Origin of the sequence: Metallumcola ferriviriculae, from assembly GCF_035573695.1 — a bacterium.
In the GTDB taxonomy this organism is placed as follows: domain Bacteria; phylum Bacillota; class JADQBR01; order JADQBR01; family JADQBR01; genus Metallumcola; species Metallumcola ferriviriculae.
Genome location: NZ_CP121694.1, coordinates 243,833 through 266,235 on the forward strand (window position 1 = coordinate 243,833; position 22,403 = coordinate 266,235).

A 22,403-nucleotide genomic window follows, 5' to 3' on the forward strand; every position below is an offset into this window, starting at 1 on the left:
CTTTTTATTACATCTTATGGAGAAAGGTCAGACATTATTTATCTTGCAGCAGCTTTTTTCGTCGATAATAAAACATTCCCATGGTTGCTGCTATAATTACTACACTGATAACCTGGGCCGCCCGCAGATTGCCTAACATTAAACTATCGGTACGAAGTCCTTCAACCACAAAACGTCCCAGGGAATAGAGTGCCGCATAAAGCAAGAATACTTCACCGTGCACCTCTTTCTTGCGCCGGCGATACCATAATAAGACTAAAAAGACGCCCAAATCCCATAAGGACTCGTAAAGAAAAGTCGGGTGGCGGTATGCACCATCAATATACATGGCCCAAGGCAAATCCGTGGGATAACCGTATGCCTCTTGATTAAAGAAATTACCCCAGCGGCCTATGGCCTGGCCTAAAATGATGCTGGGGGCGACGATATCTGCCATCTGCCAAAAATTAAGTCCCTGCCGGCGTACAAATAAATAACCGGCCAATACACCCATAATAAGTGCACCATGGATAGCCAGCCCGCCATGCCAAATTGCCGGTATTTCAGATGGGTGCTGACTATAATAAGGCCATTGAAAAATTACATAGTAAGCCCGGGCTCCGATAAATGCCAGCGGCGCAGCAATTATCACCAAATTTAATATTTGTTCCGGATCGATATTTTGCCTATCCGCCTCACGATAGGCTAAATAAGTACCAAGAGCCAAAGCGGTACTCATCAATATTCCATACCATCTTATGGCCAACGGGCCAACCTCAAACGCTATCGGATCCAAAATTTTGCCCCTCCTCTTCGTATGAAACTTTCTTTTACATTATATCTTACCCCATTGTCTTGACCGGGTAAACGGTAACCCTGATAAATTAAAAAAATATGCTGCAGGCAGCAACTATCGTAGTTACCAAATTAACCGCAATAGACAATTTAAACCCGGGGGCTACGTCCCCCGGGTTTGCATTACCTTTACAATTAATTTGTCCACCTGACAACTCTTATCATATACTTCCTTATCGGTCAGTGATTTGCCTGCTGCCAACATACGAGTTAATTCTTCCCTTTCCGCGGCTAACTTAACATTAAGCTCGCTCTCCTTATCCACGGGGCTCACCACTTCCACTAAATATTGTACTGCTATTCTGCCTGTTTCCTATATATGGTATTTCGACAGCTTTAATAGAATTCCTGCCCCAAATCGATTTATTTTCTGCATTTTATCCATTTTTATACATTATTCCAAAACCGCCTCGGGGGTTACGCCAATCAATATTGTCATGAGCGCACCCGTACCTGCAGGTACCACATTCTAAACATCCTTCATATGCGGTATCTATACGCTCTTCTTTCTCGTCCCAAGCATATACTTTTGCCGGACAGATGTAGGTACATGGTTTACGCTCGCAACTTCGACATACGTCCCTATCTCTAATTTTCAAATGGCTATGCTTATCAGCTTGAAAGCGATTGAGAAACAATTTATCTTCAATCGTCATTTGCTTCATCCCATCACCCTCCAACCGCGATATAGGTCTTTAATTATTTCATATTTGGAGCGTTGAGATGTCACTTCGTTCCAGATTCTTTGCTGTTTTTCCTTTTTAGGAACACTGTCTACGGTTAAGAATTCTTCCAATGCGGCATTAACAGCGTGAGGGTAAAAACTGAAGAAATGTCGGTTTCTTTCCATCACTACGCCCACATTCTGATATTTCTTCAAATCCTTAAGAACAAAAGATTTTTCCAATTTGCTCTGATATTCCGACAGCATTCCAGCACTATAATCACCTCGCTGGTGAGCAGCAATTACAGTTTCTGCAGCGAACTTACCCGAAGTTAAGGCCATATTAGAACCTTCCCTGTGAATGCCGTTACAAAGCATTGCAGCGTCGCCAACAACCAAAACATTATCACGATAGAGTTTAGGCATTGCCCGGTAACCGCCCTCGGGAATCATATGCGCCAAGTATTCGTTGCTCTCCCCACCCTGCAGCAGCGGCTTCACCGCTGGATGGCTTTTCATATGCTCCAATATTTCATTAGGGTTGAGCCCCTCATGCTCTACCAGTTGAGAAACCAACACCCCGCAGCCCACTGATAAAGAGTCCTTGTTTGTATAAATAAACCCTGTCCCCATCATTCCAAAAGTAGAATCCCCCACAAGTTCAATAGTTGCCCCTTCTCCCTCTTCCAGGTTGAAACGGTCCTCTATTTTCTCCTTGGGCAGAGTGATGATTTCCTTAACAGCGACTGCCAGCTCAGACGAATTTATTCCATCCCTTTGCAGACCCACCTTCTGCGCCAACAATGAATTTACTCCTTCGGCTAAAATTATTACATTGGCACGGATATCACCCTGTTCTCTTCCGGTTTTAACTCCTACAATTCTACTGCCGTCATAAAGAAAATCCTCTACCACTGTCTCAGTAATTAATAACGCCCCGGCATCCACTACCTGCTCCGCAAACCAGCGGTCGAATTTTGCTCTTAGCACGGTGAAATTATTATATGGCTCTGTACCAAACCCTTTACTTCGGTGACCCAGGGTAACCACAGATTCTTTATCAACCAACCACATCCGCTGCTCCACGATAGCTCTCTCTACCGGCGCTTTTTCCCAAAACTTAGGGATAATTTCTTCGGTGGGCTGGCGGTACAACACACCACCCATAACATTTTTTGTGCCGGGATGGTCACCGCGTTCAACAATAATTACATCCATACCCTCCTTGGCCAGCATATAACCCGCTGCCAATCCCGATGGACCTGCCCCGACAATTATAACGTCAAATTTATCAGACATAATGAACCTCCTTATTGAACCAGCTGCTTCTTAAACTGCTCTATCATGGCCGGCAACACCTGAAACATATCACCTTGAATGCCAAAGGTAGCTACTTTAAATATAGAGGCGTCAGGGTCCTTGTTAACTGCAACGATAACATCGGATGTCTGCATACCCACCAAATGTTGTATTGCACCTGATATGCCGATAGCAAAATAAACTTTAGGCCGAACGGTGGTGCCCGTCTGCCCCACCTGATAATCGGCGCTAATCCAGCCCGCCTCTACCGCCGCCCGAGAAGCTCCTACTGTGCCTCCCAATACCTCGGCCAGCTGTTCAATCAGCCGAAAATTTTCTTTACTTCCTAACCCCCTGCCGCCTGCTACAATTATTTCCGCTTTATCAAGATAAACGGCCTTACCTTTTTCCTTAATGTAATCCACTACTTTAACCGCCACATCTTCCTCAGCCAAGCTCAAATCTTCTCGGATAAGCTCTCCTTGCCGACCTTCCTCGTACTGAGGCATATCCATAATCCTGGGCCGCACCGTTGCCATCTGGGGACGACGATGGCGGCAGATAATGGTGGCCATAATGTTGCCCCCAAAAGCAGGCCTAGACTGCAGTAGATACCGGGATTCCTCTTCCACGTCCAACTGGGTGCAGTCAGCTGTCAGACCTGTCCCCAGCTTTGTAGCCACCGTGCCGGACAAATCTCTGCCCATGGTGGTGGCTCCCATCAAAATGACCTCCGGCATATGTTTTTTCGACAGGTTAACTATAGCTTCAGCATATGGTTGAGTGCGATAATGTTTCAACACCGGCGAAGCAACCAAGAAGACCTTGTCCGCACCATAAGCAAAAGCTTCCTGAGCTAGATTATCCACATTGTCCCCTAATAGAATACCTGCCAAATAGGTATCCAGCTTGTCCGCCAGCTTTCGCCCCTCGCCTAGCAGCTCCCAGGAAACTGGCGCGCCCTTACCTTCCATTTGTTCAATAAATACCCATACTCCTTTATATTTGGTTAATTCTGCAGACATCTCACGGGCAGTCTCCGTCATTTCCTTAACCTGTTCCTTCTCCTTCTTATCCATCTTTTCCGGGGGTTCATCTAAAGCCAAAGCTTCTGTAGGACATACCTCTACGCAGGCCCCGCAGTTAGTGCATTTTTCCGGATCAACATCTGCAACACCGTCCACCAGCGTCAAGGCATCAAAAGGACAGGTCTGGACACAGAGACCACAACCGATACATTTCTTTTTCGAAACTTCAACAGCCATATATTAGTCCTCCTATATTACCAGTCTGCGATAATCTCTTGTTTAACCAACTTTTCTACCAGAGCCGCCGCTGCCTTCTCCGGCTCTTCCATGCCACCAGGAATAATTTCCCCCTCGTCCCTGTCCGGAGGCGGGAATATCCTTCTTACTGCAGTAGGCGAGCCCTTAAGACCAAGCTGTTCCGAGTCCATATCATCAAAGTCGTTTTTTCCCCACACTGCCGCTTTGTCAAAACGTGCTGCCTTAATCATATTGGGCAAAGATGCGTAGCGTAAATCATTAATATCCTTCACTACAGTAAGCAGCGCAGGTAGTGGCGCCTCTAAAATTTCTTTAGAACCTTCGAGCTTACGCGCTACCTTAATCTTCTTTTCTTCCGGGTTCGCATCAATTATTTCCATGACATATGTAAGCTGTGGCATTTCTAATCGGGTAGCAATACCCGGCCCGACTTGAGCGGTATCGCCATCAATGGCTTGCTTGCCGCAAATAACCAAATCAACCTGTTCCTCCTGATCTAGTTTCTTTATGGCTTGAGAGAGAATATAACTAGTTGCCAGAGTATCAGATCCGCCGAAGGCCCGGTCGCTGACGAGGACCGCTCTATCTGCCCCAAAGGAAATTGCTTTTCTTAGCACCTCTTCCGACTGAGGAGGGCCCATGGAAATCACCGTTACCGAGCCCCCATATTTATCCTTTAACACCATGGCAGCTTCCACAGCGTGGGCGTCATAAGGATTCATGATGGACGGGACCCCTTCTCTAATTAAAGTATTAGTTTCCGGGTCGATACGGACTTCCGATGTGTCTGGTACCTGCTTTGCACATACTACTATATGCAAATTCAATCACTCCTTCCTTGGATCGGGTTTACCGCATAATTCATTTGATATATATTTTTCACCTGTTGCGGCAAATTAATGTGAAATACTTGATAAAATCCTTTAATGTCATTAAATATGACCTATAACCATAAATTTATCAGACATTTGTCAATATGGATGTGGCTTGACTAACAGGACACTTGTGACTTTACTCACATTTCCACACTGATTGCAAATACCTTCGTCGCTTCAGCCGCTGGAATGGCGCGAAATCATTCCTAACCCATAGCTTCCGGCGCATAAAAAAACCACGGCACTTTCGCCGTGGTTTTTACTAGCACACGTTATTATCCTTTTGCACCGCTGATACTACAAACCTTAATGGTTTGCCCGATTTGTAGATTGAGTGGATCTATACCGGGGTTTAATTCTTCGATTGCTTCAACTGATGTATTGAATTGCTGGGCTATCTTGAACAGTGTATCGCCCGGTTTAATTTTAACAAAGGTCAATGTAGTACCCGGTGGGCATTCAGTTGGTGATACCGTTGTAGTAGGAGTAACTCCTGTTTCAATAACATCGGTAACTACATCCAACTGTACGCTTTCTGTTACCTTCACGAATACGGCGATAATTGCCGTCTGTTTCCATGGGAAGTCATCGGGGTCAAAATCTTGGGACGGGTGATCATTCTTGCAAATATCGCTGGGATAATTCGGCTCGTCAAAGAGAACATCTTCTACCCGGGGGTGTACCTGTAAGTTCATATCCGGCTCAGCGCCAGGAATATCTACAAATACTGAGAAGTTCTCATCAAAGCTTTCTTCCTTGACAGAATCGTCACAAAGGTCCACATAGAATACTTGTTTGTGCAAATTACCTTCTATGATTACCTTATCACGGATGGCTTCAGTTTCCTTACGATTGATCTCGATATCAGTCTTTGTTTCCACAATTTTCTTAACCGGTACCGGGAAGGTGATATCCCTTTTGACGCTGGTTTGCCTTTCATTTTCGCCAACCACGCTTTCAACCTTCAACAGGTCTTTTTCAACCTCGATACCTTCACCCACAACATCAGTAACCACTTCAATCTGCAGGTCTTCGGTTACCTTAACAAATACTGCCAGAATTGCCCGCTGTTTTGCCTTTGAGCGTTTGTGTTTGCTGGGATGTTTGTCATGGTCTTTGTCATGGTCTTTGTCATGGTCTTTGTCGTGCTTTTTGTCATGCTTTTTGTCTTCAATGTTGATATCAACGTCTTCCACGTCAACATGTACCTGGGCGTTCATTCCGTCTTCAGCACCGGGAATTTCCACAAATGCATCAAAGTTCTCATCAACGCTCATTTCAAATACCTGGCCGGTATCCTTCTCAACATAGTAAATCTGTTTGTGGAGCACTCCTTCAATAATTACCTTATCAGGAATAATTTTTGTAGTAACATCCCTGACCCTGGTGGTAACATCCTTTATCTTTTTTATCTCCCGGGGGAAGGTAAGGTCTGCTTCTACAAAAACCTGGTTTTCGTCCTCACCGACCACGCTCTGAACCTTTAAAAGCTCCTTAATTACATCGAGCTGCTGGTCCGGGGAAGTAACATCAGTAACCACTTCAATTTGAACAGTTTCAGTGACTTTTACGAACAGTTCCAGAATTACTGTCTGACGCCACGTGTCCGGTATCGCATACGGGTCATCCCTTAGATCATCGTAATCAATAAATTCGATACGGGGATGGACCTGGACGTTCATGTCACCGGTAGTACCAGGAATGTCTACAAACGCTGAGAATTTTTCATCAACACTTTTTTCAAATACTTCACCTTTTTGATAGGTTACGCCATCAACGGTACGGTTCTCGTCTGCAACCCAGAAGATTTGCTTATGAATTATGCCTTCGATTATTACCTTATCTTCTATTGGATTTACTGTGACATCCTCAACCTCAGCCTCTGTGTCCCATATTTTTTTAGCCTTTACGGGAAACTCAATGTCATTGACCACCGTTGTCTGGATCGTATCCTCACCAACAACGTTCTCCACCTTCAATAATTTCTTGACAACATCAATGTCGGACATTAAGTCAACCTCCTTTCATAAAATTATTCACCATAATATATGCTTAACTCCAAGAAAAGTGACACCTCCCTTTCCTGGAAGAGTCATTTTTACTAATATATTGTATGAGGCACCAAGATATTTGTGATAAATAAGAAAAAGCTGAATTTTTTTTTATTTTAAGCAAAAAAAAAGGAGAGGACGTTGTCCTCACCTTTTGCTGATAAACATTTGGGTATACATCTTACCATATGGCCCACCATCAATTATACCAATGCCGATATGGGTAAAATTCGTGTTTAGAATATTAGCTCTGTGTCCCGGGGAATTCATTAAATTTTTATGGGCCGTACCTACGTTAGGGGCCCCAGCCAAGTTCTCTCCAGCGTATCCAAATTCAACACCATACTCTCTCATCATATCAAAAGGAGAGCCGTAGGTAGGCGATTGATGGGCGAAATACCCCTTGGCGATCATATCGCGCGATTTCATCCGGGCCAACTTAACCAGTTCACTATCCATCTGCAGCGGTGCCACGCCAGCTTCCTTCCTAGCGGCGTTAACCAAAGAAAGCATCTGGGCCTCATCCTGAGCAAGTGTCCCATTCAAATTGCTGGCATTATTCGTCTCTGCCGGCTGTTCTCTCTGTACAATATCGGCTGAAGATCCAGCTCCCGTGCTGGTCACATTACCCAGGGATTTCTGAATGTTTTCAGCCCATACCTGCACCAGCCCCGTAGAAGTGGAGTTATTGGCCTGCCAATCTACTTCTGTGACAGTTGCTAACAACTTATCATTGACCAACACCACCGGCATCCCATCAATTTCTCCAGCGTGTATGGCTGAGGGCAGCAGTTCTCCTTGGCGAGCGAACACGCTGATCCGATCAATAATAATCCTGCTTCTTTCCCATGCTGAATAATTAGGGATACTACGATAACGCATTACTACCTGACTATCAAGGGATATCTCGTATGTATTGATATCTCCCCCCTTAGGTCGGGCAGTAAGACCTATGGGTCCCCCCCATGCGGCAGGCACGAGAGAAATACTCATCATTACAAGCAACAAAAATGTCAGAGTTTTTTTCTTCATTATTTCCCCCCTTTCTGAACATATTTTAACATTAATTGTACGTTAGGAGGAAATGGCGCAGAGACTGTGACAAGCCATATTTTTATCTTAACAACCCTTGGCTCTGTCTTAGCGACGGTTATAAAGTTTTATTATCTAATGGTTTAAGTTGGCACGGCAGCTTATTGGTTCCAAATTATTAATGCTCATTTTATTCTCCCGGTGCCTTACAATAGGTGACTCTTTCTGCTGTGCCCAATATGAACCCCATTGTCTGAGCCGTTTTAACCACCAGCAATATAACCGGCGCCCACCGCCATACCCGTATACCGGCGGAAGGCAGCTTCCGCTTGGCAAGGCAGACACTTATCAAGATAAAAACTACTGCGATAAACGGTAGTAACCATGGCCGAAAAAAAATACCGCCCAACACGCTCAGCAACATACATGCCCAAATAGAAATAATATAACGGTAACTGTTGGGGAAAGCATCTGCTTGACCGTCCCCTCGTGCGCAGCACCAAAACTGCGACCACAAGTCTCCAATGCTTTTCCGTTGTTCCCAATAAACCACCGCCTCCGGCGCCAATACAAATGTACAGCCGTGCTTTCTTAAAGCCAAATCAAAATAAGTATCTTCCCCATAATTCAGCCACTGGGGATAACCACCCGCTTTTCGCCAAGCAGCCTTAGTAAATGCTACAGACCGACCGGAAGGAAGAAATTTTGTAAAATAGGGGCTCTCAGAAATAGTCAAAGCAGCGGTACACTGTTGTAATGCCGTATTGGCTTCAGGTATGTAGCGTCCGGATACAACCTCTATCTCGGGAAGTTCAAAAGGTGCGGTTATTTCCCTGAGCCAGGCCTTATCGAGAACACAGCTGGCATCAGTAATGGCAACCACCGGATATTTGGCAGTTCCTATGGCCTCGTTGCGACTCTTGGCAATGTTGGCACCAAATAATTGCAACAGTTTTACCGGAAAAGGCGCCTGCCCTTTAAAATTAATTAGGTATGCCCATGTACCATCACTGCTGCCACCATCGCTTACTATCATTTCCGCTGGATAAAAACTTTGGGCCGCCACAGAAGGAAGAAATTCCTTCAGTCTCTTTTCTTCATTTTTTACCGCAACTATCAAAGTTACCGGTATGTGCTTCATGATGCAACCCCCGATTAGATTACCATAGGCCTCGTTTTGTTTGACCTTAATTCCAAAACTATATTTCACATTATGCAAGGCCTTTCAAGAGGGTGCACCAAAAAAGCTGCCGCCTTTATGTTGTATCGAATTTCCCTATGGCCTGTGTAATTATTTGCTGGTATTTCCGAATTAATTGATTATCTGGGTAACCCTTCTCAACATCGGCAATGATGTTCCTAGCTTTATCCAGATAAAGCCGAGCCAATAATAAATAGGCCTGTAAATAATCGGTATCCAAAGCTAATGCCTTTGTAAGTAAATGTTCCGCTTCAATATATAAGTCCTTATCAGCACATACCTTACCAAGAATCAGACACCCTTCCGCATCCAAACGGTCTTCCTCCATACAATCAATCAACTCTTCAGCAGCTAATTCCCAATGTCCACATCTCCATAATATTTTTGCCAGCCGCAGAGACGGGCGTTCCCCGGGTATACCCTCTAACAGTTTAAAAATATCGGGTAGTGTTTGGATAGCTTCAAGAGACAACGCTTTTTGAACTAATACATATATTGCCGGAAGATATTCCCGGGGCACTATCCGAGGAGCATGATTAGTGATGGCCTGATGCAGTAGAAGGCACACTTGACATAGTTTATCAGAATTATTAATTTGCCATTCCTCAATAAGGTTACCTGCTTGTTGGTATTCTCCCAATAACCAATAACAAAAGCATCCTTCCGTCAAGGCCTCAGAACTCATTGAACTGGTAAATACTCCCCCCAGTTCATCTAACGCTTCCTGGAGCCGCCCCTGGCGCGCTAGCGCCTTGCCCCTTAACAGCACCAACCGTGCTTCGTATGGCCCGTCAATCAGTGCCTCATGCGCCCAATTCAAACTGCTGCTATATTGCCCAGCTTGGTACCATACATCAGCCATTAACCCCTTAAATTGAGGAGTAGAAAAATTAAAGTAAGTAAGGAGTCGTTTCTCCGCCGCCGCTGCATCCCTCTCAACCCGCAGAAGCAATTTTACTAAAGGATAGAAAGCTGATAGATGTCCCGGTCCGCTTTCAATCATTCCGATATAGGCATTTATTGCTTGTGGATAGTCTTTAATTAATTCAGATACCTGCGCTATCAGATTATATGCTCGAAAGCCGCCAACGCCATAAATGGCATCAAATTCCGACGGCGGGTCCCCAAGTTTCAGACAGTGTTCTGCTGCCTTAATGGCTTTACTATGCTGGCCTCTTTCTTTGAAAATAAATCCCGCCAAATACCAAAGGTCGGTAAAAACAGGATACTCCCTTTGTCCCTTTTCTATTACCTCCATTGCCTCGTCATATTTCTGTAATTCTATTAAACACGCAGCATAATTGCGAATTAGGGCCGGTTTATAGTCAACTGATGAATCTATTCGAAGGTAGGCCTTAGCGAAATGGCTGTTTGCTTTTTTATAGCGCCCCTGGTCCAAATACGCTGTTGCTAGGTTAAAATTAGCTAGGGCGTCTTCGGGCTGCTGCCGGTATTCCCGCAAAAGAATTTCCATGCTACTTTGCGTCTTACCCCGAATGTTAATCTTGTCAGGCACGTAACCGCCATGAAAGATGGTCAAATCACTCACCCCATTTGACATTTTCTCTTTTGTGACAAGCCCCTCACGTTAAATCCTACCAGACTGCCCTAAATGTACTTCATTACACCTTTACTTAGGTGGTAAAGAAAAAACCGGGTTAGCCCGGTCTTTAAAATTTTATTTCTAGTGCTTCTGCCACATTTTCCTGTCTATTGAATACCGTAACTTGGTCAGATCCCGCAAAGAGCAGACCCACAGCTTGCATCTGTTCATCTAAAATTAGCGACCCACTGTCTCCCGGCCGAGAAAGTATATCTGATATCACTTGGTCGGTAAATATGGCAAAATCATTACTGCCCAGGGCTACCCGTAGTGTGACGTCGACGGCGTTGACCTTACCGGCGGTAACACCGCTAGTGCGGCCGCTTTTCTGCACAGTAAGGCCCGGCTCCGCTATAGTTGTACCGGTAACCCGGCCTAATTCGTAAATATCTTCATTTACCATGTCAGCACTTGTAGGTCGGGCCACAGCGCAGTCTACCTTATTCGTAATCCCGTAATTCTTTTCCATTCGAAGTCGGTAGTTTCGTCGGACCAGCTTTACCATCCTATCACCCACCGCGGCTGCCGCCAAAGCCACTGGACAATCAATTTCTTCAAATGCTCTGTGTATAGGAATAAAACGATCTAAATGAGCTATTATATCATTATCAGTGCCACCGTCGTAAGCACCGGGCTGGTAAATTGGATCACCGGGTTGGGCTTTGCCATCTTTGCCGTTAGTAGCATTGGCCAACACATGACAGTTAGAGAGAATAAGGAGTTCGCCGCTTTTTGCATCTTTGACCACCGCACCAAAAGTCCCGGCGGTTATGTTATAATGGCCGATACTCATGCCTGGTTGGGCGGGCCGCATCCTGTCCGTTCTTCCATACATCTTAATTTCGCCGACCTCAATAACATCTGTAGCCATCTTATCTAATTTTTTAGGTACCAGAGTCTCTCCACGCAAGTATGCCTGAGGCAATTTCTTAGACACAAATACTACCATAGCAGGTTCCTTAGTTTCCTTACCCCTGACCATCTTATAGCCAACACCCACACCCACTACATTTTCCAGGGACATCAAATAATCCCTATGTTTTTCCAATGCCTTTCTGGCATTCTTCATCTGCTTCATCTCCTTTCTTAAATTGAGACATCCAACAGCCTAAGTACATTCTTTATCGGATTGTAAATAACTGCGTTATATGAACCTCCCACCAGTAGGCCAACCGCTTTTTTACCACCATTCACCAACAGCGAACCGCTGTCCCCGGGGCCTGCCATTTTGTTGGTCAGTATCTGATTTTCAAATATCGCCGTTTCCCCAAATCCATACCCGATGCGGACAGTTAAATCCACGATACGGATCCGCCCACTGGTCACCCCTGAAGCTGCACCACTTTTATAAACCCGCATGGCAACTACCCCATCTTCCGTTCCTCGCGGCCGCACAGTTAGACCAAGTATCTTTCCGTCAACCAAGCGACGGTCCGTGGGCAATGCCACTGCAGCATCAACTTTATTAACGGTAGTGTTGTCATAAAATATTGGCACATAACGGAATAATGTACCAATTAAAGCTTCAGACACCGTCCCGCCATCACCTGGGCCGGGTTGTAAGATGGGGTCACCTATCTGAGAACGGCCGTCATTACCATTGGTCAAGTTAGCCAAGATATGATTATTCGATAGAATTAGCACTTGTCTAGTCTTGTTGTCCCTGACTAATGCCCCAAAAGTACCGCAGGTAATACTTTCATGCCCAATACTCACCCCCGGCCGGGCAGGGCGCACCGAAGCTCTGCGATTAGGCATCTCTTGATAAGACTTGAACTCCCCCACTTCCACGACATCCGTAGCCACTTTACCGACGTGCTTCGGTATCACATGCTCATGAGGGAGGTTGCCTTCAGCAATTTTTCTAGTGACGCACACCATCAGTGCTTTCTCTTCGGTAGGGACAGAATGTCTCTCTTTATAGCCCACACCCACACCTACCACGTTTTTTAGTCTTAACAAAGAGTGCTTATTTTGTTTTACTGCTCGGTGAACGTGTCGCATTGTTTTTCCCCTTTCAATTAAAGAAAGCAATTACCGCTGCTACATACTATTCTTGAAAAGATTTTTCTGTTCCAGATAAATGAAACTTGGCTTGTGCCATAGAAGAATTGCCAGCTTGCTGGCCTAGTTGCACTTGTACTCTCGAGTGGAAGACTTTAGACACAGGCGGAAGTCTTAGTTGAATTTATGCCTCCCCAGAAATTCCTCTCCCGAACTGGTATAAAAAAATAAGCCACCTTATAAATAGGTAACTTATGTTAGTAACTGCTATTGCTATACGCCCAGCGGCTTACATTAAAAAGGAATAGAAAATCGAGTAAAAAACCAATCATCACTTTTCTGCCGCCGAGTAAAATAATCCTGGCGCTGTTTCCAAACATCACTGAAGATTACCTCGGTAATAACCTTGGAAAATTTGCTACTTTCTCTAAGCTGGTCTACCGCTTTGGCAGCTCGCTTCTCGCTGAGATGGCTAAAAACCATGCGAAAAAAATTATAGTTCACCTGCAGAATACTTACCGAATATGGATGCTTAGGCCTGAAGTAATGTCGGATTAATACGTCGCTATGGATATATATTTTATAGCCAAATAACCATAGCTTCAGTGAGATTTCCTCATCTTCATGGCCCCAAACTTTAAATCCTTTGTCAAATCCACCTATAGTTTCGAAGGCTTCTCTGCTTATCGCCATACAACCACCGGGAATTAATGGCACCGTATATACTGATTTATTCCTCCAAGGCAGCCACTTATTCTCTAAATTTTCATTCCAAGTTTGACCATACCCCACAGCATCGCTGCGATTAATATCACCTATAGCTGGTGCAACTGCACCTACCCCTGGACGGTTTAAGACTTCAACTAGTCCATCCAACCAGTTATCCTCCACCAAAACATGCCCATCACAGAAGACCAATATCTCCCCCCGCGCTGACCTAGCCCCTTCATTGCGAGCCTGACAAGCACCTAACCCTGACGTATTCACTAATTTCTCAGGACGGCTTCCCCCCCGGAGAAAGCCACAGCATCCGTCTACAGAACCATCATCCACCACAATTATCTCGTAATCTATACCTGTCTTAGCGTTGTCCATGGAGTTAAGCGTCATTTCTACCAAATCACCTTCATTTTTACACGGTATTATAATAGATACCAAACTCAATTCCGACCACCCCCAGGCTAAATATTTGTTGTATCATATGCCTCGGAACAATAAAAAAACACCCCCATGTAATAAGATGAGGGTGCCATATATCAATACTTTTATTTATTTGCCTATGAAGTGCTGGGTAAAAATTTGCCCGTACTGACTGCCATCCACAATACCGATACCGATATGAGTATAATTAGGACTAAGTATGTTAGCCCTGTGACCCGGGCTATTCATCAAATTCCGATGGGCTGTCTCAACCTCCGGAGCACCGGCCAAATTCTCACCAGCATAGCGATAGCCTACACCGGCGCGCCGCATCATATCAAAAGGAGATCCTAAATTTGGGGACTGGTGCGCGAAATAGCCGTTATCTACCATATCCTTGCTTTTTAGTCTGGCGGTCTCTACCAACTGCATATCAACTTTTAATGGGGCTAGTCCCCTGCTCACCCGTTCTTGGTTGACCAAATTAATCATCTGCTGCTCTTCAGCGTTTAAACCGATAGGCAGATTGGTATCATGTGCGGGACTTGAATTTCCCCCGCTAGGAGGATTATTGCCCTCATTTGTACCAGGTTGCTGGGTATCATGACTTTCCCTACCGTTTTCCGGTGTGCTCTCTTCAACATCACCGTTTCCAAGTTCCGAAGCCAGAGTCTTTAATTTACGCCACGTTTCCTGGTCTACCTCACCTGTTACGTTTAATCCTGCATCCCGCTGAAAATCCCTCACTGCCAATAAGGTTGAGATGGAATAAAACTTACTGACCTTACCTGGATTATACCCCAGGGCATCCAGCTGAGTTTCCACCTGAAATACTTCATCACCGTAACTTCCATATCTTAACTGCTGGAAATTGGAACCTGAGTCTTGGTTGTCCCGTCTATTTGGATATCGAATGATTATTCGGGTCCCTGAATTTCCATTTTGAGAAAAATTAGAAGTATCGTTACTTTTGCTAATCTTTTCATTAATTAGCTTGAGGATATCACTACCGGCAACGCCAGTCACCCTCAGGCCATTGTCCTGCTGGAACTGGCGTACCGCCCTCTTGGTGGCATAATTAAACCAGTAACTGCGAGAGCCGATACGATAACCCAATTTCTCCAGATTTTGCTTTAATGTCTGCACCTGCTCATTATAATCGCCATAACCTAATGCCTTAGCCTCGTCGTTCTGCCTGTGACCACTGCTGCCCCCATTAACATAGTAAGTAGTTGCCCCGGCTGCAGGAACGCTGGTCAATATAAAAAAAAGTGCGGTTATTACGGCCATCATCGTTGAAAATTTCTTCATTATGTCCCCTCCGTCTTGTGAATAAGTATACTAAGTTAATTAAATTATTCGCCAAGAGGATTTCTAGCCCTGCCGGTAAAAGTTACCATTAATAGGAACCCACCACATTGACTGCTGTGCCAATTGGTAACAATGGATAAATGACTTCCACATCCTTGTTATGCATGCGTATGCAACCATGGGATACTGCATTGCCGATGGACGCTGGATTATTGGTGCCATGAATTCCATAGCTTCCCCAAGGAACATTAAGACCCATCCACCGAGTGCCAAACGGCCCGCCGGGGTGAAGCCATTTATTTTTAACAAGCCAGTGTCCGATGGGTGAAGGGGTAGCTGGTTTACCCACCGCGACCGGATAAACCCCAAACATTTTTTCGCCGATAAACAAGGTTAATTTTTTATGCGTCACATCTATTTCAATACGAGGGACCGCTGTTTCTCCGGTGATGTCAAGTAAAGCCTTGATGGTCGCCGCATTTGCTATACCGGTAGCGGGCAGACGGCGACTAAGTTGAAAATGTATTACTGCCTGCTCAGTCTTAGGCCCAAATATTCCGTCCACCGGGCCCACAGCAATAACCAGCAATGTCAATCGGCGCTGTAAATCGGCAACATCGCCACCCCGCATACCACGTTTCAAATCCCGATTACCTAACATAGCAACTCCCCTCCCTAGGTTTGTCACTATATCCTATGCACCAGATGCTCCTCCCGTCAAAGCATCATCTTCATAAAAAAAACCACCAGGATCAACCCTGGCAGTTCCTTAAGCCTTGCTACCTGCAATTTTAACTTCCTGTTCGTCATTAAATACTGTTAACTCAACTGTTTCCGTTAAAACATCTGTGTAACTGAAAGAAATCCGGCGGATACTTTGTTTCTCATCAAGTTTGATGACAAAAATATTAGGGTAAGTCTTTTCTAAGACGCCTACTCTTTCCATTACCTTTTTCCTGCCCCGGTTGGCCTTCAAGCGAATCTTGTTACCAACATATCCTTCCAAGTCCTGTTTAATTTCCGCTAAAACTTTTTTTGCCGCCAAAAAAATCACCTTCTTTCCATTGTACTATATTATACCGGACGACCCCACTTTTGTCAAGTAAAGATTTAATTATACTAAAGTATCTCTGCAAGGTCAATTAATTTTTTAGAATTTCTATTAATACGGGGATTTTGGATATCCCAGACGGTGCCGCCCTCGTGTCTCAATTCCACCGACACCATCCGTCCCTGTAATGGTATTTACAATGACATCCTGAATAGAAAGTTTATCATTTATTGAAGAAAACGCCACTTTCTCCACTATGAACACCGGGTCAAAGGCATGAATAAGCACCCGTAACGGGGAACTGGCAAAATTGGCACCGGCCCCCAATATTGCCTCATAATGTGACTGACATGCTCCCGCAAATACTACCAAGTCATCTCTGCTTGGCTCTATCCGTCTCGCCGCACGTACTGCTTCCACAAAATACCTTGAATTTCTATAGCTATCCAGTGAAGTTAAGTCTTTTTTGCCTTTTAAAATACCATCGTGACCGGTAAGAACTACAATGTCTACCGGATCTTCCAGCAGCAGTTTAGATACCCGCTTTGGCTGGTCTTGTTCAGCGACAACTTCTCCTCGGGCCCTGATGTTTAATTCTTTATATGTTTCCATACATTTTTCTAAGTATTCTGCATCTCCGTCAATATGCAGCACCCTGCCCGGCACTTCAAAGAAAGAATCGTTATTCTGTTCATTCATACGAGATAATGACTTTTGCATATCTCTTTTGCGCCGCCGAAAGATATTTTTTTTACACCCTACACATTGACTGTTTAGAGGTTTCCTGTATTTTTCTATTTCATCGTCGTTTTTTACCTGCAAATCTTCCACTGGAGCATCCGCTAAAAGGCGTAGGTCTAGTCCCTTAATTTCAGCTAAGTGCTTGCCATTATCTTTTCTCACATCTATCACCTTAAAAAGAACATCATTACCATAAGAAATACGACCAACAATATCCCCTTTCTTAACCAATATGCTCACTCCTCAAAGTAGGTCTTCTACCATACTATGTTACTAGCCGCTAAAAAGTTAAGGATTAACAACACCGGTACCCTCAATAGCATAGTATAAAGTAAGTAAAAATAGGAGGTCATCAAAATGCTCGCAATTGTCATTCCTGCTATTAATGAGGCAAAACATATAAACCGTGTAATATATAATGTCAATGTCCTTAAACCAGACCTAATTTTACCCATCATCAACGGTTGTAGTGATGATACATTAAACACGGTACTAGGCAGCAAAAATTCCGCCGTTAAAGTCTTACACTTCCACGAACCACTGGGTATCGATGTCCCCCGGGCTTTAGGTGCCTTATATGCTTTTAGAAACGGCGCTTCCCGGGTCATCTTTGTGGATGGTGATATGTCAGGTGACTTCCAATTTCATCTGCTGGAACTTGATATTGCACTAGTCAATGGCGCCCACATGGCCCTCAGCAACTGCTACCCCTATATTACCTCTCGCCATCCCCTTATTTCCATGATACTTCAGTTCAGAGCACGGCTAAATTCTGCCTTAGGGTTATATGCGCAATTGGGTCTAGCATCCCCTTCTCACGGCCCTCACGGTATTACCAAAGAATTATTTTCGGCAATCCCCACCCGGGAATTGGCATTGCCGCCGGTATCTTTAGTTCTGGCAGCAAATCATGGCTTCCATGTTAAAGTGGCAACCGCCCTTCCCCACACCAAATTGGGTTCGCCCGCAAAAGGAAACTTGCATTCTGAAACCGTCGCCAATACATTGATTGGTGACTGCGTGGAGGGATTGGAAATTTTAAAGCAAGGACCCCGTTCCCGCTTGTGGGAGGGCAAAAAATATGTCGGCTATCATAACGCGCGGCGCTTTGATATTATAGAAGCTTACTTGGCTAAATCTCGTTCATGGGATATCTTTCGCCCCCGGAAATAACCCCTGGAAATGATTCTCCTTTTTGGTTTTCTTTTACGAATGAAATAGCCCCTGCTTTAAGCTATAATGTGAAGGACATCTAAAGGACACGTATAAAGAAGAAGGGAAAGCTAATAAGGGAGGTTTTTTTGATTATGCAGCGTCATAGAGTGAAAATGATTGTTATAATGTTCACAATTTTGTTCAGTGTTTTATCCATGGGAACGGCATGGGCGTGGACTTACTATGTCCAACAAGGGGACAGCCTTTACTTTATCGGCCAAAGGTTTGGTACCAGTTCACAAGAATTAAAGGGCACCAACGGCCTAAAGTCTACTATGATTTATCCCGGCCAAAAATTGGAAATACCGGAAAAAGCGCAAACTGCATCTAGTAATACCTATACTGTCAAGGCGGGGGATAGTTTATCTTCCATTGCCATGAAATTTGGCGTCAAGTACTCTCAAATTCGTTCGGCAAACAACCTCACATCCGATTTGATCTTGGTTGGTCAACAACTATTAATACCAACCGGTACGAACACTTCAGCATCAAGAACCAACCTATCCAGAAGCAGTTATGACCGAGATCAGGTAATGCTGCTGGCCAAATTGATTTATGGTGAAGCTAGAGGGGAGAGCTATCAAGGTCAGTTAGCAATTGCTGCCGTTACCCTAAACCGTGTGGATAGTCCGCTCTTCCCCAATACCCTTCGCGGCGTTATCTTCGAGCCGTGGGCATTTACTGCAGTACATGACGGCCAATTCTATATGGAGCCAAATTCCACCGCTATCAAGGCCGCTACGGATGCTTTAAACGGGTCTGACCCCACCAACGGAGCTTTGTACTACTGGAATCCGGCAACAGCCACCAATACCTGGGTCTGGACTAGACAAATAACTGGGAAAATAGGTCAGCATCTTTTTGCGATATAAAATACCTTATAGTGCGTGTTCGAAAAGGCGCTTATGCAAGAAGCAAGAAGTCCAAGGCCGCGAGCATTTGCACCCTTCGGGTATTAACTCAACTAAAGGCTTCCGCCTTCGCCTTCGGCTCGCCACAAGCCAAGTTTCGTTGAAGACAGCGCAGGCGTACTGAAAAGTACGTTGAGCATGGCAAAATGGGAGCAACGCCGGAATTCGCAGCTTATTCTTGAGTGACTTTTCGAACATCCTCTTATAACAAGAAATTATCCACACCCCATAATTTCCTACACACAGACAAAGACTGTGGCAGCTGCCGCAGTCTTCTTAATATAAAAAACACCGGACTACACCCGGCGTCAATAGTATCTATTGTACTTGTTTTTTATCTCTATTACCTTTTTTAACCTCAGCCTTAATACTTTTGACCACATTTCTGGTTAAACCCAACATTTCCAGACGCCGCTTTACCTCTTGTTCAGGTGTTTGCTTCATAAGATAAACCTCCGGGATTTTTTCCTATCTATTATTCTTCCCGGACCTACCTATCCCTAAACATAGTGTTTGCTTAATTGTAAATTATTTAGTATACTTATCCGCTACCGTGGATGCGCCGCTGGAATTGGGCTTGATTTTAGCATCAAAACCGCTTCCTATTACCATGCCAACCACTTCACGAATAAGCTCCTTGGTATCCCCATGCGGCCCGATATCCAAGTGTATCTCCAAATCCATGTCCCCGTGACCACTTTTTGCCAGATGTTCCGCAACCTTACCGGCGGTATCAAGGCTAAGTGCTGTCTCATAAAAAATTTTCTGTCTTAAGCTCTCAATTTTTCGCTGCCTTTTCTTCCGATAATAATAACGGGCACCCCTACCCACCCGATGAACAATAATGGCCGTCACAAAACAAGTGTCATTTTTCACATGGGAATCCGTACCAATAATAATTTTGTAGCAATCGCCAGGAATCTCTTCCATAAAAGCCATAATATCATTAAAGACTTCTTCTAAGGAAAGCCTTCCTTTAGAGGGGCTTACAAAGTTCATAGAGGGACACCTTCTTCATCACGTACTTCATTCAATATATAGTTTATAGCTAAAGAAAGAAAATAATGAGCCTTATCTCTCCAGCTGATTGGTCAAAGCCGCAAACTGATGGATGGATAATCTTTCTCCCCGCACCTGATTGTCTAAGCCCATACCCACAAGAATATCCTGTACATCAGTCTTGTCAAGCTTAAGCGGTGAATTAGCCAAGGCATTTGACAGGGTTTTTCGTCGTTTATTAAAAGCGGCACGTACTACTTGGAAAAAAAATTCCCTGTCCGCAACTTCCACTGTAGGTTGAGGCTGGAGATTTAATTCCACTACCGCAGATTCCACTGCTGGTTTGGGGACAAAAACCGTCGGCGGCACAATAAACTTAACTTTGCAGTCACAGAAGTATTGAACCGCCACCGTCAAAGAGCCATACTCGGGGGTACCAGGTTGAGCGGCCATACGCTGGGCAACTTCCTTCTGTACCATCAGCACCAATTTCTTAACGTCGAACCCGGTGGTGAGCAGATGCATTACCAAGGGGGTACTGATGTAATAAGGTAGATTGGCTACTACTTTATATGGAACAGTACCAAAGTCCTGAACCAATCGGTCAAAGTCTGTCTTAAGGGCATCGCCTTGAACAATGGTCACATTCTCAAACTCTGCCAAAACCTCATTCAAAACCGGTACTAATTCCCGATCCAGTTCTACGCACACTACTTGCCCTGCCTGTTCTGCCAAGTATCCGGTCATAGCGCCCAACCCCGGACCTATTTCCACCACAGTTTCATCTTCTTTTAAATCTCCCACAGACACTATTTTTTTAATTGTATTGTTATCTATCAAAAAATTCTGCCCTAGATGCTTTTTAGTAGAAAGGCCGTATCGGGCCATAACTTCTTTGGCGTAGTTAGGGGAAATTGATTTCAAGAAAATTCCTCCTCCATGCGCTTCAATTATACTACATTAACATTTATTCTCCAAGCTAACCTAATTACAATACTTTCAGTTTGCCCCAACAAAGCGTTGCCTGCTTTTGGCATGTTGCGTTAATTTATGCCTCCCAAAACTTAAACCTTCTCCCACCGCCTTCGGCACACTATATTAAGGTAACGGCTTTGCTTGCACCTGACAAAAATAGAGCAGACACTATTGTCTGCTCTATTCCAACACATATACCTTTGTTCTACGCCTGCCCCAGGAAAGGGCGTCTTTTTTGGTATCAAAAAACAAATCTATCCTTTGCCCTTTGATGGCGCTGCCAATATCTTCGGCTTTAGCGTAACCGTATCCTTCTACGTAAAGCTTGGTACCTAACGGAATAACCCTGGGGTCAACCGCTACGGTGCCTACCTCAGGGTAAACACCGGTGTAGGTACGATTACCGGTATGCGTGTAACCGGTAGCTGCCACCTCCACTGCCCTGTCAAAGCGAAAATTTCGCGACCCCCTAGAATAATTCGCAATTGTTCCTAACGCAACCACCTGATTACGGGGTTCCTTAAGGGTCTCCGTAGCCGCAATCTCTCTCTTGATTTCAACACCGTCTTCATAAGTAATTTTCGTAATAACTTTTTCCTTGCCCGGTTCACCCTGCTGGATAATTCGCCGCAGTCCCCGTTCTAAACTTCTGTCATCCTTACGCACAATGCTAAATGGTATTTCCTTCTCCCGACTAATTTCTTTACTTTCCACCCTGACCACCCGTATGGCATCATCAGGGCGCACTATTTCAGATAAATTAGGGAAAACCTTATCCTGTTGTCCCAGTCGCACTCCGGCTTTAGCCAAAACCTGCTCTACCGTGTCTGGTACAGTAATAACATTTTTCTCCTCACCGTCTGAAATCACCTTAACACGGTATGCCCGCACCACTTCAATATTCATTCCGTTAACTGCTTCGGCATTAAGTCCGGGAATAACCTTATCCGCTCTATTTAATCTAATTCCAGCTTGAGCCAATACTTCCCCTACAGTCTTATGAAGTGTCTTTATTGTGATAGTTCTTTCACCGTCAACCATGGTGACCGATTTTACAGCAATACCATATGCAAAACCGACCATCAGTACCAATAAAGCTGAGGTCACTAGGATGAAGCGTTTCCATCGCCTGGTTTTGTTGCTCTTATTTTCCAGCATGGTATCACCCTCTCTAAAACATTCGTATTCGCCACCGCTGGGAAATATCCTTT

At 44.6% G+C, this 22,403-nt stretch carries 23 protein-coding genes; 2 read left to right on the top strand and 21 right to left on the bottom strand.

The window, feature by feature from the left end:
• Positions 1 to 34: 34 nt before the first annotated feature.
• The 17 genes from lgt to yabG all read right to left on the bottom strand — a co-directional run bounded on the left by lgt (position 35) and on the right by yabG (position 17,323).
• A complete protein-coding gene (gene lgt / locus MFMK1_RS01285) occupies positions 35 to 778 on the bottom strand; it encodes a prolipoprotein diacylglyceryl transferase (RefSeq protein WP_366924847.1) in 744 nt (247 codons plus the stop codon).
• Positions 779 to 937: 159 nt separating this feature from the next.
• Complete coding sequence (locus MFMK1_RS01290; protein WP_366923379.1) at positions 938 to 1,099, bottom strand: aspartyl-phosphate phosphatase Spo0E family protein; 162 nt, start codon at positions 1,097 to 1,099, stop codon at positions 938 to 940.
• A gap of 112 nt (positions 1,100 to 1,211) precedes the next feature.
• Positions 1,212 to 1,490, bottom strand: a complete 279-nt coding sequence (locus tag MFMK1_RS01295; RefSeq protein WP_366924848.1) for a ferredoxin family protein — start codon at positions 1,488 to 1,490, stop codon at positions 1,212 to 1,214.
• Positions 1,491 to 1,495: 5 nt separating this feature from the next.
• Positions 1,496 to 2,797 (bottom strand): FAD-dependent oxidoreductase, encoded by a 1,302-nt coding sequence (locus MFMK1_RS01300; protein ID WP_366923380.1) that lies wholly within the window; start codon positions 2,795 to 2,797, stop codon positions 1,496 to 1,498.
• An 11-nt stretch (positions 2,798 to 2,808) separates the two neighbouring features.
• Positions 2,809 to 4,062 carry an FAD-binding protein gene (locus MFMK1_RS01305; protein ID WP_366923381.1) on the bottom strand — a complete coding sequence of 418 codons (1,254 nt, stop codon included), beginning with the start codon at positions 4,060 to 4,062 and terminating at the stop codon, positions 2,809 to 2,811.
• A 17-nt stretch (positions 4,063 to 4,079) separates the two neighbouring features.
• The gene (locus tag MFMK1_RS01310) at positions 4,080 to 4,904 is read right to left on the bottom strand and encodes an electron transfer flavoprotein subunit beta/FixA family protein (RefSeq protein WP_366923382.1); all 825 of its coding nucleotides are present in this window, start codon (positions 4,902 to 4,904) and stop codon (positions 4,080 to 4,082) included.
• A gap of 329 nt (positions 4,905 to 5,233) precedes the next feature.
• The gene (locus tag MFMK1_RS01315) at positions 5,234 to 6,967 is read right to left on the bottom strand and encodes an SPOCS domain-containing protein (protein WP_366923383.1); all 1,734 of its coding nucleotides are present in this window, start codon (positions 6,965 to 6,967) and stop codon (positions 5,234 to 5,236) included.
• Positions 6,968 to 7,156: 189 nt separating this feature from the next.
• On the bottom strand, positions 7,157 to 8,041 hold the full coding sequence (locus MFMK1_RS01320) for a CAP domain-containing protein (protein ID WP_366923384.1): 885 nt from the start codon (positions 8,039 to 8,041) through the stop codon (positions 7,157 to 7,159).
• Positions 8,042 to 8,231: 190 nt separating this feature from the next.
• Positions 8,232 to 9,182: a glycosyltransferase gene (locus MFMK1_RS01325; protein WP_366923385.1), complete on the bottom strand. Its 951-nt coding sequence runs from the start codon at positions 9,180 to 9,182 to the stop codon at positions 8,232 to 8,234.
• 115 nt (positions 9,183 to 9,297) lie between these two features.
• Entirely contained in the window at positions 9,298 to 10,782 is a 1,485-nt protein-coding gene (locus MFMK1_RS01330; protein WP_366923386.1) for a tetratricopeptide repeat protein, read from the bottom strand.
• Positions 10,783 to 10,912: 130 nt separating this feature from the next.
• A complete protein-coding gene (locus MFMK1_RS01335; protein ID WP_366923387.1) occupies positions 10,913 to 11,914 on the bottom strand; it encodes a chymotrypsin family serine protease in 1,002 nt (333 codons plus the stop codon).
• A 17-nt stretch (positions 11,915 to 11,931) separates the two neighbouring features.
• The gene (locus MFMK1_RS01340; RefSeq protein ID WP_366923388.1) at positions 11,932 to 12,849 is read right to left on the bottom strand and encodes a hypothetical protein; all 918 of its coding nucleotides are present in this window, start codon (positions 12,847 to 12,849) and stop codon (positions 11,932 to 11,934) included.
• 294 nt (positions 12,850 to 13,143) lie between these two features.
• On the bottom strand, positions 13,144 to 14,013 hold the full coding sequence (locus MFMK1_RS01345) for a glycosyltransferase family 2 protein (protein WP_366923389.1): 870 nt from the start codon (positions 14,011 to 14,013) through the stop codon (positions 13,144 to 13,146).
• A 105-nt stretch (positions 14,014 to 14,118) separates the two neighbouring features.
• Complete coding sequence (locus tag MFMK1_RS01350; protein ID WP_366923390.1) at positions 14,119 to 15,300, bottom strand: peptidoglycan-binding protein; 1,182 nt, start codon at positions 15,298 to 15,300, stop codon at positions 14,119 to 14,121.
• A gap of 88 nt (positions 15,301 to 15,388) precedes the next feature.
• Positions 15,389 to 15,961: a L,D-transpeptidase family protein gene (locus MFMK1_RS01355; protein WP_366923391.1), complete on the bottom strand. Its 573-nt coding sequence runs from the start codon at positions 15,959 to 15,961 to the stop codon at positions 15,389 to 15,391.
• A gap of 108 nt (positions 15,962 to 16,069) precedes the next feature.
• Positions 16,070 to 16,345 carry a Veg family protein gene (locus tag MFMK1_RS01360; protein ID WP_366923392.1) on the bottom strand — a complete coding sequence of 92 codons (276 nt, stop codon included), beginning with the start codon at positions 16,343 to 16,345 and terminating at the stop codon, positions 16,070 to 16,072.
• Positions 16,346 to 16,462: 117 nt separating this feature from the next.
• Positions 16,463 to 17,323, bottom strand: coding sequence for a sporulation peptidase YabG (yabG, locus tag MFMK1_RS01365; RefSeq protein ID WP_366923393.1), 861 nt, complete (start codon positions 17,321 to 17,323; stop codon positions 16,463 to 16,465).
• 126 nt (positions 17,324 to 17,449) lie between these two features.
• Here yabG and MFMK1_RS01370 point away from each other — a divergent pair, with 126 nt between their 5' ends.
• Positions 17,450 to 18,265, top strand: a complete 816-nt coding sequence (locus MFMK1_RS01370; protein ID WP_366923394.1) for a glycosyltransferase family 2 protein — start codon at positions 17,450 to 17,452, stop codon at positions 18,263 to 18,265.
• A 134-nt stretch (positions 18,266 to 18,399) separates the two neighbouring features.
• On the top strand, positions 18,400 to 19,179 hold the full coding sequence (locus MFMK1_RS01375; RefSeq protein WP_366923395.1) for a cell wall hydrolase: 780 nt from the start codon (positions 18,400 to 18,402) through the stop codon (positions 19,177 to 19,179).
• A gap of 357 nt (positions 19,180 to 19,536) precedes the next feature.
• Here MFMK1_RS01375 and MFMK1_RS01380 read toward each other — a convergent pair whose 3' ends face one another.
• From MFMK1_RS01380 to MFMK1_RS01395, 4 genes are all read right to left on the bottom strand, one after another.
• On the bottom strand, positions 19,537 to 19,662 hold the full coding sequence (locus MFMK1_RS01380) for a hypothetical protein (protein WP_366923396.1): 126 nt from the start codon (positions 19,660 to 19,662) through the stop codon (positions 19,537 to 19,539).
• 84 nt (positions 19,663 to 19,746) lie between these two features.
• Positions 19,747 to 20,217, bottom strand: a complete 471-nt coding sequence (locus MFMK1_RS01385) for a ribonuclease H-like YkuK family protein (protein ID WP_366923397.1) — start codon at positions 20,215 to 20,217, stop codon at positions 19,747 to 19,749.
• A gap of 72 nt (positions 20,218 to 20,289) precedes the next feature.
• Entirely contained in the window at positions 20,290 to 21,141 is an 852-nt protein-coding gene (gene rsmA / locus MFMK1_RS01390) for a 16S rRNA (adenine(1518)-N(6)/adenine(1519)-N(6))-dimethyltransferase RsmA (RefSeq protein WP_366923398.1), read from the bottom strand.
• A 231-nt stretch (positions 21,142 to 21,372) separates the two neighbouring features.
• Positions 21,373 to 22,350 carry a resuscitation-promoting factor gene (locus MFMK1_RS01395; RefSeq protein WP_366923399.1) on the bottom strand — a complete coding sequence of 326 codons (978 nt, stop codon included), beginning with the start codon at positions 22,348 to 22,350 and terminating at the stop codon, positions 21,373 to 21,375.
• Positions 22,351 to 22,403: the final 53 nt, after the last annotated feature.